This is a genomic window from Pseudomonas sp. W2Aug9, from assembly GCF_023127755.1.
In the GTDB taxonomy this organism is placed as follows: domain Bacteria; phylum Pseudomonadota; class Gammaproteobacteria; order Pseudomonadales; family Pseudomonadaceae; genus Aquipseudomonas; species Aquipseudomonas synxantha_A.
Window position 1 is genome coordinate 133,986 of the sequence record NZ_SPKL01000035.1, and the last position, 13,577, is coordinate 147,562.

General features: G+C 62.1%; 13 protein-coding genes. 9 read left to right on the forward strand and 4 right to left on the reverse strand.

What is annotated here, in order from left to right; all coding sequences use genetic code 11:
• Positions 1–21 precede the first annotated feature (21 nt).
• Positions 22–774 (reverse strand): alpha/beta fold hydrolase, encoded by a 753-nt coding sequence (locus E3O56_RS21310; RefSeq protein ID WP_005789988.1) that lies wholly within the window; start codon positions 772–774, stop codon positions 22–24.
• A 301-nt stretch (positions 775–1,075) separates the two neighbouring features.
• Between E3O56_RS21310 and E3O56_RS21315 the strand changes: the two genes are divergently transcribed.
• Complete coding sequence (locus tag E3O56_RS21315; protein WP_005789991.1) at positions 1,076–1,627, forward strand: RNA polymerase factor sigma-70; 552 nt, start codon at positions 1,076–1,078, stop codon at positions 1,625–1,627.
• Between the two features lie 253 nt (positions 1,628–1,880).
• Here the strand turns inward: E3O56_RS21315 and E3O56_RS21320 are convergent, their stop codons facing one another.
• Positions 1,881–2,669, reverse strand: a complete 789-nt coding sequence (locus E3O56_RS21320) for a transporter substrate-binding domain-containing protein (RefSeq protein WP_248128962.1) — start codon at positions 2,667–2,669, stop codon at positions 1,881–1,883.
• A 92-nt stretch (positions 2,670–2,761) separates the two neighbouring features.
• Positions 2,762–3,385 (reverse strand): TetR/AcrR family transcriptional regulator, encoded by a 624-nt coding sequence (locus tag E3O56_RS21325; RefSeq protein ID WP_005789994.1) that lies wholly within the window; start codon positions 3,383–3,385, stop codon positions 2,762–2,764.
• Between the two features lie 153 nt (positions 3,386–3,538).
• Here E3O56_RS21325 and E3O56_RS21330 point away from each other — a divergent pair, with 153 nt between their 5' ends.
• The 8 genes from E3O56_RS21330 (at position 3,539) to E3O56_RS21365 (ending at position 12,711) form a co-directional block, all read left to right on the forward strand.
• The gene (locus E3O56_RS21330; protein WP_248128963.1) at positions 3,539–5,317 is read left to right on the forward strand and encodes an acyclic terpene utilization AtuA family protein; all 1,779 of its coding nucleotides are present in this window, start codon (positions 3,539–3,541) and stop codon (positions 5,315–5,317) included.
• Positions 5,318–5,329: 12 nt separating this feature from the next.
• On the forward strand, positions 5,330–6,202 hold the full coding sequence (locus tag E3O56_RS21335; RefSeq protein ID WP_103733698.1) for an SDR family oxidoreductase: 873 nt from the start codon (positions 5,330–5,332) through the stop codon (positions 6,200–6,202).
• Positions 6,203–6,206: 4 nt separating this feature from the next.
• Positions 6,207–7,823, forward strand: coding sequence for an acyl-CoA carboxylase subunit beta (locus E3O56_RS21340; RefSeq protein WP_032880088.1), 1,617 nt, complete (start codon positions 6,207–6,209; stop codon positions 7,821–7,823).
• 17 nt (positions 7,824–7,840) lie between these two features.
• Entirely contained in the window at positions 7,841–8,998 is a 1,158-nt protein-coding gene (gene atuD / locus E3O56_RS21345) for an acyl-CoA dehydrogenase family protein (protein WP_248128964.1), read from the forward strand.
• Complete coding sequence (locus E3O56_RS21350; RefSeq protein WP_248128965.1) at positions 8,995–9,756, forward strand: enoyl-CoA hydratase-related protein; 762 nt, start codon at positions 8,995–8,997, stop codon at positions 9,754–9,756. Before atuD ends, E3O56_RS21350 begins: the two co-directional genes overlap by 4 nt.
• Before the next feature lie 108 nt (positions 9,757–9,864).
• Positions 9,865–11,748 carry an acetyl/propionyl/methylcrotonyl-CoA carboxylase subunit alpha gene (locus E3O56_RS21355; RefSeq protein ID WP_248128966.1) on the forward strand — a complete coding sequence of 628 codons (1,884 nt, stop codon included), beginning with the start codon at positions 9,865–9,867 and terminating at the stop codon, positions 11,746–11,748.
• A gap of 74 nt (positions 11,749–11,822) precedes the next feature.
• A complete protein-coding gene (locus E3O56_RS21360; protein WP_005790007.1) occupies positions 11,823–12,365 on the forward strand; it encodes an exonuclease domain-containing protein in 543 nt (180 codons plus the stop codon).
• A 64-nt stretch (positions 12,366–12,429) separates the two neighbouring features.
• A complete protein-coding gene (locus E3O56_RS21365; protein ID WP_248128967.1) occupies positions 12,430–12,711 on the forward strand; it encodes a pyrimidine/purine nucleoside phosphorylase in 282 nt (93 codons plus the stop codon).
• Between the two features lie 48 nt (positions 12,712–12,759).
• Here the strand turns inward: E3O56_RS21365 and E3O56_RS21370 are convergent, their stop codons facing one another.
• Entirely contained in the window at positions 12,760–13,566 is an 807-nt protein-coding gene (locus E3O56_RS21370) for an MOSC domain-containing protein (RefSeq protein WP_005790011.1), read from the reverse strand.
• Positions 13,567–13,577 lie beyond the last annotated feature (11 nt).

A 13,577-nucleotide genomic window follows, 5' to 3' on the forward strand; every position in this document is an offset into this window, starting at 1 on the left:
AATTCGGGAAATCGGTGAGGTTCAGCCGGCGGCAAGTTGCCGTGCCGCGCCAATGCGCCAGCGCGCCAAGTGCTCGTCGGCATAGCGCCGCAGGCAGCGCAATACGGCGCTTTCGTGCTGTACGAGAAAGAAGTGATGGCCGTCGAACATATCCAGGGAGAAACCGCTGGCGGCGTCGAGTTGCCAGTCGAGCAACTGGTCGGCGCGTACGCTGTCCTGCTTGCCGCCAAACACATGGATTGGCAGGCCAAGCGGCTCGCGCTCGCCGTATATGAAACTGCCGCACAGCAGAAAGTCGGCGCGCAGGATCGGCAACATCAACTGCATCAACTCGGGGCTGGCCAGGGCTTCTTCGGCAGTGCCCTGCAATTCGCGCAGGCGGGCGATGAGTTGGGCATCGGTCTTCTCGATAGCGTATTCGCTGACATCGCGCCGCGCCGGGCCAGCCGTGCCTGAAGCAAATAACGCCAGGGGCGCAGGCACATTGCGCGCGCTCAAGGCATGGGCCAACTCAAACGCCAACAGCCCACCCAGGCTGTGACCGAACAAGGCATAAGGACCGTCGAGATCACGGCTGATTTCCTCAGCCAATTGCGCCGCCAGAGCCTTGATATCGCGCTGCAACGGCTCGTCCATGCGCCTGCCGCGCCCGGGTAATTCCAGCGGGCATACCTGCAACCAATCCGGCAGGACGCGGCGCCAGCGAGCATAGACCGAGGCGCTGGCGCCTGAGTGGGGCAGGCAAAACAGACGCAGCCGGGTGGGCGTATTCATCACGCAAGCACTCCAAACCGACACATGCCCAATGCACGATAAAAACCCATCTGCTCCTCCTGCGGGTGCTGATCCTTGGCCGTTTGTTAACAAGCCTGTCACCCAGAAGAACGGACGGCCCCGGCAAATAATTAGTCGCAGGCGGCGAGCGAGACGTAGTTCACACCTTCCACAAAGGCATAAGATTAGTTCGCCTTCTCATTTGACAATCATTATCATTCAGCATAATTTGTTGCCCGATGTGTAGGAGGCCTCAGCAAGGACGCCCTCCCCTAACCTCTTTTGCGACAAGGTGATTTCCATGACGGAACAAGTATCCACAGGCAGGTGCGACTCACCCCTTCTGCAGGCGTTCGTCGATAATCGACTGATATTGGTAAAGATCGCCGCACGCATTACCGGGTGCCGCTCCCGTGCCGAAGACGTGGTACAGGACGCCTACTTCCGATTGCAGTCAGCGCCGACGATCACTTCATCGTTCAAAGCCCAACTGAGTTACCTGTTCCAGATCGTGCGTAACCTGGCGATCGATCATTACCGCAAGCAGGCCCTGGAGCTCAAATACTCCGGGACCGAAGAGGAAGGCTTGAATGTGGTTATTCACGGCGCTTCACCGGAAACGTCGCACATCAATTTCAACACCCTGGAAAACATCGCCGACGCCCTGACGGAATTGCCCCAGCGCACTCGCTATGCGTTCGAGATGTACCGCCTGCATGGCGTGCCGCAAAAGGATATCGCCAAGGAGTTGGGGGTTTCGCCGACATTGGTGAACTTCATGATTCGCGATGCGCTGGTGCATTGCCGCAAGGTGTCGGGCAGCCACAGCGATACGTTTGCACGCAGGGTTTGAGCGCGGCATAAACATATAGTGTGGAAGGAGCGGCGCGGGCAATCGGTAACCACGATGCGAAGCGAGCCGCTCTTGATCTGCTTTTGATCTTGATCTTAGGCGCCCCGTCAAACCACGCTGGCCGTAATCCGCCATCGGGGGCAAGCCCCCTCCCACATTTGGATCTTGGCGTGTCAGGTAGATATGCGCCAGCTATCCGACCGTCACGGGAGCCAGCTCCCTCGCGCCCCATCAAAAAGGTTTCAAATCCCCCTCAGGGCACTGGCGTCAGATCAATACGATACGGCTCGAAAATCTTCAGCATCTGCCCACTGTCCCGCAAGCCCTTGAGCAATGCGGAAAACGCCTCTGCCGTGATCGGTGCCTTGGGCCGCAGCAACGCGTAATGGTGATACACCTGGTCAATGCGCTCGGACACCAGAAATTGCCCGGCCATGTCCACATTGCGCACCAGAAAATCACTCAGGTACGAACGCGTCACCAAGGCAATATCAGCCCGCCCACGCGCGACCATCAACAGGTTGCTGTCATGGGAATAAGTCAAGGTGGCGTTGAAGTGCTGGGCCATGTTCCTGGGATCCGGGTTGAAACCCGCAAAGGCATAGTGATAGCCGCTGAACACTGCCAGGCGCTTGCCGGCAAGGTCGGCAAAATAGCTTTCGTCGCGACCTGGCTGACGTTGGGCGACGAAGATTTCTGCGTCTTCCAGGCCCATGTCGACGCTGGTATGGGCAATATCCCGCCAGCCCCAGGACGGGTTTTCGAAGATCGCCATGTCGACCCGGCCTTGCTCGAAATCACGGAAACGCCGGGGAATAGATGTGGGTACCAAGACAAACTGGTAGTCGGTTTGCGCAGCGTTCAGGGCCTCGATCAATTGCGGCAGCAAACCGGTATCGGCACCTTGTTCAGGACGTACGGTGTAAGGCGGAAAGTGCGCCGCGCCGATCCTCACCAATTGCGCAGCGCCCGCCTGCGTCCACGCGGCGCTGCCCAGTGCCCATAATGCAAGTCCTGCAGCCAGCCGCCATGGCGAAAACATCGAGGCACACACCGTTGAATATTCTGATGGCGCTAAGCTAGGCGTTTTTATCGGGGGAGACAACGTTCGCCCTCAAATTAATAACGTGCACCTCAATCCGCCTTTAACACCATCAGCAGGGCCTCTTCGGCCAATTCTTCAAGGGTCAGGCTGCCCTGTGTACGGAACCAGGTAGTGGTCCAGGACAACGCGCCCGTCAGGAAGCGCCGAGTAATAAACACGTCACCGCGGATATACCCGGCGGTCTTGGCCTCACCCAATACCTGCAACCAGATATCTTCATAAACGTCGCGCAAGGCCAGCACCTGGGCCTGGCCCTCGGCCGACAGCGAACGCCATTCGTAGACCAGCACCGCCATGGCCTCGCCGCTGCCGCCCATGATCGACTGCAACTCGCAGCGAATCAGCGCCAGCACACGCTCGCGCACAGTGCTCGCCTCTTCCAGCGCGGCGCGCATCATTGCGGTGTTGTAGTGGATGGTTTCTTCCATCACCGCCCGCAGAATCTCGTCCTTGCTCTTGAAATGATGAAAGATGCTGCCCGACTGTATGCCCACGGCGCTGGCGAGGTCACGCACGGTCGTGCGCTCAAAACCCTTGTTGCGAAACAGGTGAGCCGCGGTTTGCAGCAATTTGCCCCGGGCGCTCTCGGGGTCGGTCAATCGGCCACCGGCGACCATGGCGCGCATCACCCCCAGGGCTTTGTGCTCATCCATGCTGCTCTCCTTCACTTGTGCTGACATCTTGGGCGGCAATTTAGGCCGTGGCCGCCACCCAAGCAAGCGCTTGGGTAAAACTTGTGCGCACAGTTTACAAACCAAGCGCTTGCTTGGTAGTCTCGACGCCAGCCCCTGGAGGACGGATTTCTCATGAGCAAAACGGTTCGTATCGGCTGCGCCAGCGCCTTCTGGGGCGACACCTGCACGGCGGCCGCTCAATTGGTGCACGGCGGCGCCCTGGATTACCTGGTGTTCGACTACCTGGCGGAAGTCACCATGTCGATTCTCGCCGGAGCACGCATGAAAGACTCCAAGGCCGGTTACGCCACGGACTTTGTCGAGGTCCTCACGCCCTTGCTGGCGGATCTCCAAAGCCAGGGCATCCGCGTGATCAGCAATGCCGGCGGCATCAACCCCAAGGCCTGCGCCGCCGCCCTGCAAGCGGCCTGCGACCAGGCCGGCATTGCGCTGAAAATCGCGGTGCTGCTCGGCGATGACCTGCACCCCCAACTCAAACACCTGCCCAACGTCACCGACATGTTCAATGGCGCCCCGCTGCCACCTTTGTGCGTGTCCGCCAATGCCTACCTCGGCGCGCCGGGGATTGCCCAGGCCCTGGGGCTTGGCGCCGATATCGTCATCACCGGCCGAGTGGTCGACAGCGCGGTGGTCAGCGCGGCCTTGGTGCATGAGCTCAACTGGTCATGGCAGGACTACGATCATCTGGCCCAGGCCGCCCTGGCCGGGCATATCATCGAATGCGGTGCCCAGTGCACCGGCGGCAATTTCACCGATTGGCGCGACGTACCGGACTACGAGCACATCGGCTTCCCCATCGTCGAAGTCAGCGCCGACGGCCAGTTCACCGTCAACAAAGTCGAAGGCAGCGGCGGCCTGATCAGTGAACTCAGCGTGGCCGAACAGCTGCTGTATGAAATCGCTGATCCGCGCGCCTATCTGCTGCCGGATGTGATCTGCGATTTCAGCCAGGTCAAGTTGCAGCAGCAAGGCAAGCATTCAGTGCGTGTGCACGGCGCCAAGGGGCTACCACCCACCGATCAGTACAAGGTCAGCGCCACCTATCCTGATGGTTTCCGCTGTACCGCCAGTTGTCTGCTTGCCGGGATCGACGCGGTGGCCAAGGCCGAGCGGGTCAGCCAGGCGATCATCAACAAGACCGAGCAACTGTTCAGCCAACGCGGTTGGGCGCCCTACACCGACGTGAACATTGAGCTGCTGGGCAGCGAAGCCACCTACGGCGCCCATGCCCGGCGTGAGGATTGCCGCGAAGTGGTGATGAAACTGGCCGTGAGGCACCCGAGCAAACAGGCCCTGGTGCTGTTCGCCCGCGAGATCGCGCAAGCGGCCACCGGCATGGCGCCGGGGCTCACCGGCATCGTCGGCGGGCGGCCTACGGTCTACCCGTTGATTCGGCTGTTTTCGTTTCTGATCGACAAGGCGGCCTGTGCACTGAGCATCGATTATCAAGGCCAACGCCATGCCGTCGAACTGCCCGCCGCGCTCCCCCTACGCACGCCCGCTGCCCCCATCGAACCGCCCAAACCCCAAGGCCGCGCCGACGCCAGCGTGCCCCTGGTGAAACTTGCCGTGGCGCGCTCCGGTGACAAGGGCAACCACAGCAATATCGGCGTGATCGCCCGCCACCCCGACTACCTGCCATGGATCGCCGAAACGCTGACCCGGGAGGTGATCGTCGACTGGATGAGCCACGTGCTCGACCCCCTTCACGGCCGCGTCGAGCGCTGGTATCTACCCGGCAGCCACAGCCTGAATTTCCTGCTGGAAAATGCCCTGGGCGGCGGTGGTATCGCCAGCCTGCGCATCGACCCGCAAGGCAAAGCCTTTGCCCAGCAACTGCTGGAAATCCCCATCGCCGTGCCGCAACACATTGCCGACCAACTCACCTAAAGGACCGTCGCCGTGGCCTTCGACTCGATCTTCAAAGCCGACCTGTTCCAGGGGCAAACCGTGATTGTCACCGGAGGCGGCAGTGGCATTGGCCGCTGCACCGCCCATGAGCTGGCGGCCTTGGGCGCTCGCGTGATCCTGGTGGGTCGCAAGCCGGAAAAACTGCAGAAGGTCGCAGCGGAAATTGTCGAAGATGGCGGCGTCGCCCATTGGCATGTCTGTGATATTCGTGATGAAGAGGCGGTGAAGGCGCTGGTCACGCAGATTCTGCACGACCATGGCCCCATCCATGGCCTGGTCAATAACGCCGGCGGCCAATACCCCTCGCCCCTGGCCGCCATCAACCAAAAGGGCTTTGAAACCGTACTGCGCACCAACCTGGTGGGTGGTTTCCTGGTGGCGCGGGAAGTGTTCAACCAGTCGATGAGCAAGCACGGTGGATCAATCGTCAACATGCTCGCCGACATGTGGGGCGGTATGCCCGGCATGGGCCATTCCGGCGCAGCGCGCGCGGGCATGGATAATTTCACCAAGACCGCCGCGTTTGAATGGGGCTATGCCGGGGTGCGCGTCAACGCCGTGGCGCCCGGCTGGATTGCCTCCAGCGGCATGGACACCTATGAAGGCGCGTTCAAGGCCGTGATCCCCACCTTGCGCGAGCATGTGCCGCTCAAACGCATCGGCACCGAGTCGGAAGTCAGCGCGGCCATCGTTTTTCTACTCAGCCCGGCCGCGGCCTTTGTCAGCGGCAGCACGCTGCGCATCGACGGTGCCGCCAGCCTGGGCAGTCGGGCATGGCCGCTGCACAAGGCGCAGGCGCCGAGCCAACCCTTCAATGGGTTCCACCGCGCCTATCTGCCGGATGTGCTCAAGACGGAGCAATAACACGATGCCGACGATTGAAACCCTGGTCGATCCCCACAGCCCACAGTTCGCACAGAATCGCGCCGCCATGCTGGCCGCCATTGCCCAGTTGCACCAACTGGAACACAACCTGCTGGCCAAGGCTGAGGAGGCCAGGCCCAAGTTCGACAAGCGCGGCCAATTGCTGCCCCGCGAGCGCCTCAACCTGCTGCTCGACCCGGGCGCGCCGTTTCTGGAACTGGCCAGCCTGGCCGGCTACAAACTCCACGACGACAAGGACGGCAGCGCCGCCGGTGGCGGGCTGATCGCCGGCATCGGCTATGTCAGCGGCGTGCGTATGTTGGTGGTGGCCAACAACAGCGCGATCAAGGGCGGCACCATTTCCCCCTCGGGCCTGAAGAAATCCCTGCGCCTGCAACAGATCGCCATGGAGAACAAACTGCCGGTGGTGACCCTCGCCGAAAGCGGCGGCGCCAACCTCAATTATGCCGCCGATATTTTCGTCGAAGGCGCGCGCAGCTTTGCCAACCAGGCGCGCATGTCGGCGATGGGCCTGCCGCAGATCACCGTGGTGCATGGCTCGGCCACGGCAGGCGGTGCCTATCAGCCGGGCTTGTCGGATTACGTGGTGGTGGTGCGCGGCAAGGCCAAGCTGTTCCTTGCCGGGCCACCACTGCTCAAGGCCGCCACCGGCGAAGTCGCCAGCGACGAAGATTTGGGCGGTGCGCAGATGCACGCGCAAACCGCCGGCACCGCTGAATACCTGGCGGAAAATGATGCCGATGGCGTGCGTATCGTGCGAGAAATTGTCGGCCTGCTGCCGTGGAATGACCGGCAGCCGCCAGCGGTAAAAAACACCTATGCCGAGCCGCTGTACCCCATCGACGAGTTACTGGGGCTGATCCCCGATGATCCGAAAAAGCCCTACGACGTGCGCGAAATCCTCGCGCGCCTGGCCGACGCCTCTCATTTCCTGGAGTTCAAAAGCGAGTTCGACGCCCATACCGTCTGCGGCCATCTGCATATCCAGGGCCGCGCCGTTGGTGTGATCGGCAACAACGGCCCTATCACGCCGAAAGGCGCGAGCAAGGCCGCGCAGTTTATCCAGCTGTGTGATCAGAGCCGTACGCCGCTGCTGTTCCTGCACAACACCACCGGCTTCATGGTTGGCACCGAGTCCGAACAGCAAGGGGTGATCAAGCACGGTGCAAAGATGATTCAGGCGGTGGCCAACGCCCGCGTGCCCAAGCTCACGGTGGTGGTCGGTGGCTCCTACGGTGCCGGTAACTATGCGATGTGCGGGCGCGGCCTTGACCCCCGCTTTATATTCGCCTGGCCCAACAGCCGCACAGCGGTCATGGGCGGCGCGCAAGCCGGCAAGGTGCTGCGCATCGTCACCGAGGCCAAGCAGTTGAAGGACGGCCTGGTGCCCGACCCAAAGGTGCTGGACATGCTCGAACAGGTCACCGCGCAGAAGCTCGACAGCCAGTCCACGGCGCTCTACGGCAGCGCCAATCTGTGGGATGACGGGTTGATCGATCCACGGGATACCCGCACCTTGCTTGGGTTCCTGCTGGATATCTGCCATGAGGCTGAACTAAGGCAACTGCAACCGAACAGCTTTGGTGTGGCGCGATTCTAATCAGGAGAACAATAAAAATGATCTTCACCCAGGAACACCAGGAACTGCGCCGCACCGTGCGCGCCTTCGTCGACCGCGAGATCAACCCCCATGTCGACGAGTGGGAAAAAGCCGGGCGCTTTCCCATCCACGAGATCTTCCGCAAGGCCGGCGACCTGGGCCTGCTGGGCATTTCCAAGCCGCAGCAGTTCGGCGGCATGGGCCTGGACTACAGCTACTCCATCGTCGCCGCCGAAGCGTTCGGCAGCATCCGCTGTGGCGGCATCCCCATGTCCATCGGCGTGCAGACCGACATGTGCACCCCGGCCCTGGCCCGCTTCGGCTCCGATGAATTGCGCGAGGAGTTCCTGCGCCCGGCCATCAGCGGTGAACAGGTCGGCTGCATCGGCGTGTCGGAAACCGGCGCCGGCTCCGACGTGGCCGGGCTCAAGACCCATGCGCGTAAAGACGGCGACGACTATGTGATCAACGGCAGCAAGATGTGGATCACCAACTCGCCCAGCGCCGACTTTATCTGCCTGCTCGCCAACACCTCCGATGACAAGCCGCATATCAACAAGTCGCTGATCATGGTGCCGATGAACACGCCGGGCATCAGCGTCAGCCCGCCCCTGGAAAAGCTCGGCATGCACAGCTCCGAAACCGCCCAGGTGTTCTTCGACGACGTGCGTGTGCCGCAGCGCAACCGCATCGGCCATGAAGGCGCAGGCTTCATGATGCAGATGCTGCAGTTCCAGGAAGAACGCCTATTTGGCGCGGCCAATATGATCAAGGGCCTGGAGTACTGCATCGACAGCACCATCGAATACTGCAAAGAGCGCCAGACCTTCGGCAAGGCGCTGATCGACAACCAGGTGATCCACTTCCGCCTGGCCGAACTGGCCACCGAAATCGAGTGTCTGCGTGCGTTGGTCTACCAGGCTACCGAGCAGTACATCAAGGGCCAGGACGTGACTCGCCTGGCGTCCATGGCCAAGCTCAAGGCCGGACGCCTGGGCCGTGAGGTCAGCGACAGTTGCCTGCAATATTGGGGCGGCATGGGCTTCATGTGGGACAACCCGGTGGCCCGCGCCTACCGCGACGTGCGCCTGGTATCGATTGGCGGCGGTGCCGACGAAATCATGCTGGGCATCATCTGCAAACTGATGGGCACCCTGCCCGGTAAAAAACTATGAGTACCCTGCTGCTGGAAGCCCATAACGGCGTGCTGCATATCACCCTCAACCGGCCCGCATGCCGCAATGCAATGAGCCTGGCCATGGTCAGGGAACTGCGTGCAGTACTGGCGCAATTGGACAGACAGGTACGCGCCGTGGTGATCAGCGGTGCGGGGGGGCATTTCTGCGCGGGGGCCGATGTGAAGGACCTGGTCGGCGCGGGGGATCAGTTACACGCGTTGAACCGCGCGTTTGGCACCTTGCTGCAAGAGGTGCAAGCGCTGCCGCAGGTGGTAATCGTAGTGCTGCAGGGCGCGGTGCTGGGCGGTGGGTTTGGGTTGGCCTGTGTGAGCGATATTGCGATCGCCGAACACAAGGCGCAGTTCGGCTTGCCGGAGACCAGCCTGGGGTTGTTGCCGGCGCAGATAGCGCCGTTTGTGGTCAAGCGCATCGGCTTGACCCAGGCACGGCGGCTGGCGCTGACGGCGGCGCGGTTTGATGGGATCGAGGCTGGCCGTTTGGGCGTGGTGCATTTTGTCGAGCACGATGCCCAGGCACTGGCGCAGCGGCTGGATGAAGTGTTGGGGCAGGTATTGCAGTGCGCGCCGGGGGCCAATGCGCGAACTAAATCCCTGTTGCTGGCAAGCGTGGATGAGCCGCTTGATGCAGTACTGGACCGCGGGGCGCAGTGGTTTGCCGAGGCGGTGAGAAGCGAGGAAGGGATTGAGGGGACGCAGGCGTTTGTGCAGAAGCGAAAGCCGGGTTGGTCTCGATGACGCCATCGAAGGCAAGCCAGCTCCCACAGGGAACACATTTCAAATGTGGGAGCTGGCTTGCCTGCGAAGAGGCCCCAACACACGCCACATCCAGTAAGGGATAACCCAATGCCCGCCTTCACCAAAATCCTGATCGCCAACCGCGGCGAAATTGCCTGCCGTATCCAGCGCACGGCCCAAGCCTTGGGCTACCGCACCGTGGCCGTGTACAGCGACGCCGACGCCCATGCCCTGCACGTGCAGATGGCCGACGAAGCCGTGAATATCGGCCCGGCTCCCGTACAACAGTCATACCTGAACATCGCCGCCATCCTCGACGCCGCCCGACGCACCGGCGCCGACGCCATCCACCCCGGCTACGGCTTCCTTTCGGAAAACCCCGACTTCGCCCGCGCCTGCCAGAACGCCCATATCGTTTTCATCGGCCCCAGCAGCGAAGCCATCGAGCTGATGGGCAGCAAGCGCCTGTCGAAGATCGCCATGCTCGACGCCGGTGTGCCCTGTATCGCCGGTTACCAAGGCAGCGCCCAGGACGACGCCACGCTGCAACAGGAAGCCGAGCGCATCGGCTTCCCGCTGATGATCAAGGCCAGCGCCGGTGGCGGCGGGCGTGGCATGCGCCTGGTACACCAACCTGAACAGCTGCTGGAGCAACTGCGCACTGCGCGCTCCGAGGCAATGAACGCTTTTGGCAGCGACGAACTGATTCTTGAGCAGGCCCTGATCGACCCGCGCCACGTTGAGGTGCAAGTGTTCGGCGACCGCCATGGCAACCTGATCTACCTGGGCGAGCGCGACTGCTCGATCCAGCGCCGCCATCAGAAAGTCATCGAAGAAGCGCCCTGCCCCGTGATGACGCCCGAACTGCGCCAGGCCATGGGCGACGCGGCGCTCAAGGCCGGGCGGGCGGTGAGCTACGTCGGCGCCGGTACCGTGGAGTTTCTGCTCGACCGCAATGGCCGGTTTTATTTCCTGGAAATGAACACGCGCCTGCAAGTCGAACATCCGGTGACCGAGCTGATCACCGGCCTCGATCTGGTGGCCTGGCAACTGCACATCGCCGCCGGCCAGCCGCTGCCGCTGGCACAAGCCGATGTGGTGCTGAGCGGCCACGCCATGGAAGTGCGCCTGTACGCCGAAGACCCGGCCCAGGGCTTCCTGCCGCAAACCGGTGACGTGCTGCGCTGGGAGCCTGCCGCCTGCGTGCGCATCGACCATGGCCTACGCGAAGGCGAAACCATCAGCCCGTTCTACGACCCGATGCTGGGCAAGATCATCGCCCACGGCGCCACTCGCGAAGAAGCTCGCCGAAAGTTGCTGCGGGCAGTGGAAGACACCGTGCTACTGGGTGTCACCACCAATCAGCGGTTTTTGGTTGATTTGCTCAAGCAGCCGGATTTTATCGCCGGCGAGTTCAGCACCGCCTTTATCGCCGAACGCTTCGGCCAGCTACCGCCCCAGGCGCCATCGACTGAACAGCTTAGCCTGGCCGCAGCGCTGTTTTACCGGCACAGCGCCGACCAGCATCCTCAAGGCCTGGCGGGATGGCGCAACACCGCCAATGTGCCGTGCACCTACCGCCTGGAGGTCAATGGCCAAACCCACACCGTGAGTGCCGACGACCTGCAACTCACCATCGACGGTCGCTGGGCCACCTGGGTGCTCAACGGCATCCGGCGGCGTACCGCCTACTACATCGACGATACCCAACTGTGGCTGCCCGGCGTGAAGGTGACCAACCGCACCCAGCAGGTCGCCAGCCGCCAGGTGGATGCCAGCAGTGGCACGGTCAAGGCGCCGATGGATGGCGCCATTGTCGATATCCAGGTCAGCGTCGGCGACACAGTCACCAAAGGCCAACTGTTGCTGGTGCTCGAAGCGATGAAAATGGAGCACCCGCTGAAGGCCGGGATCGACGGCATCGTCAAGGCGGTGCAGGTCATGGCGGGCGATCAGGTGCGCAATCGTCAGGTTTTGCTACAGATCGAATAACGCCCTAGGCGGAACTACAGGGCCGGGCTACGCTCTATCCCCATCAGAAAGGGACGAGTACGGGAACCTGCACCATGCCTCATTGGCTGATTATTGACCTTGAAGCCACAACGGATGACGGCGGTTGGCCCGTGACGGAGATGGAAGTCATCGAGATCGGCGCCAGCCTGGTCAACCGCCAGGGCCGCGAACTGGATCACTTTCAGCGCTTTGTGCGGCCACTGCGACGGCCGTTGCTGACGCCCTTTTGCCGCAAGCTGACCCATATCACCCAAGCCAATATCGACGCAGCCACACCGATCACCGAGGTGTGGCCGCTGTTCGAGCGCTGGCTGGGCCAGCACCAGGCACGCCTGGAAGGCTGGGCCAGCTGGGGTGATTACGATCGCGTGCAACTTGAACTCGAATGGCAGCGCCATGGCCTGTCCAGCGCCCTGGGGCAAACGCCCCATGTGAACCTCAAGCAACGCTTTGCCAAGGCCCGGCGCCTGGACAAACCACTGGGGCTCAATGGTGCGCTGCAATTGGCGGGAATGCAGTTCAATGGCCAACAGCATCGCGCCCTGGAAGACGCGCGTAACACCGCACGCCTGTTACCGTTGATTTTGCCGGTCTAGGCAGCTCCCGTGGGCTTGGGCATACTGGCCGACCTTTCCAGACCCTTTTTCCGAGGATTCACCCATGTTCAAAGTCAACGAGTACTTCGACGGCACCGTCAAGTCGATCGGTTTCGGCACTGCAGAAGGTCCGGCGACCATCGGCGTGATGGCTCCGGGTGAATACGAATTCGGTACCGCCCAGCGTGAAATCATGCATGTGGTCTGCGGCGCACTGATTGTCAAACTGCCCGACGCCGAGTGGGAAACCTTCGCCGCCGGCAGCCAGTTCAACGTACCGGCCAACAGCAAGTTCCAGTTGAAGGTCGCCGTAGACACCGCTTACCTGTGTGAATACCGCGGCTAAGTATCACCGGTAAACAAAAATGCCCGTCTCCAGCGAGACGGGCATTTTTTATTCCAGGACCGTCACCGGCATCCCGACTTCCAAGTGGCCGATGCCATCGTTGACCAGGTTCTGGCCGAACATCGCGCCCTTCTCGGTCTTGCGATAGGTCTCCAGCGTCGCGAAGGGTTCGCGGTCGGGGCTGCGCTCGCCGGTGCGGGGATCAATGGTGGTGAGGATGCAACGCGAGCACGGCTTGACCACCCGGAACTCCACATCGCCGATGCGCAAGCGCTTCCAGCCATCCTCGGCAAAGGCTTGGGCGCCTTCGATCACCAGGTTGGGACGAAAACGCAGCATCTCCATCGGGCGGCCGATCTTCTCACACAAGTCATCCAGGGAGCCTTGGCCGATCAGCAACAGCGGGTAGCCGTCGGCAAAGCCGACCTTGTCGTCATCCTTGCCGTAGCCGGCTTCGGTGGTGCGCGCACGTTCCAGGGGAAGCTGCACCAGGCGCGTAGGCTTGCCGATAAACTCGCTGACCCAGGCGGCCGCCTCATCGCCAGCATCGGGTACGCGCAGGGTGTCGCGCCAGATGGTCACGCCGCGCAGTTCACTGGCACCCTCCGGCAACGCCACCTCCAACGATGAGTAGCCCGGCGAACTCAAGGTCAGGCCGCCCGCGTCGTTCCACAGCGCCGACAGTTGGCTCATCTTCGCCACCGCCCGCTGCGTCAGGAACCGCCCACTGGCTTCGTCCACCAGCATCCAACGTCGATCCCCTTGCAGGCCGAGTTTATCCAGGCCGATGTGCTGCAAGGCTTCGGCCTTGCCGGATTTGAGGGGGTAACGGTACAACGCGCTGAGACGAAGCATGGGCCTGCCTT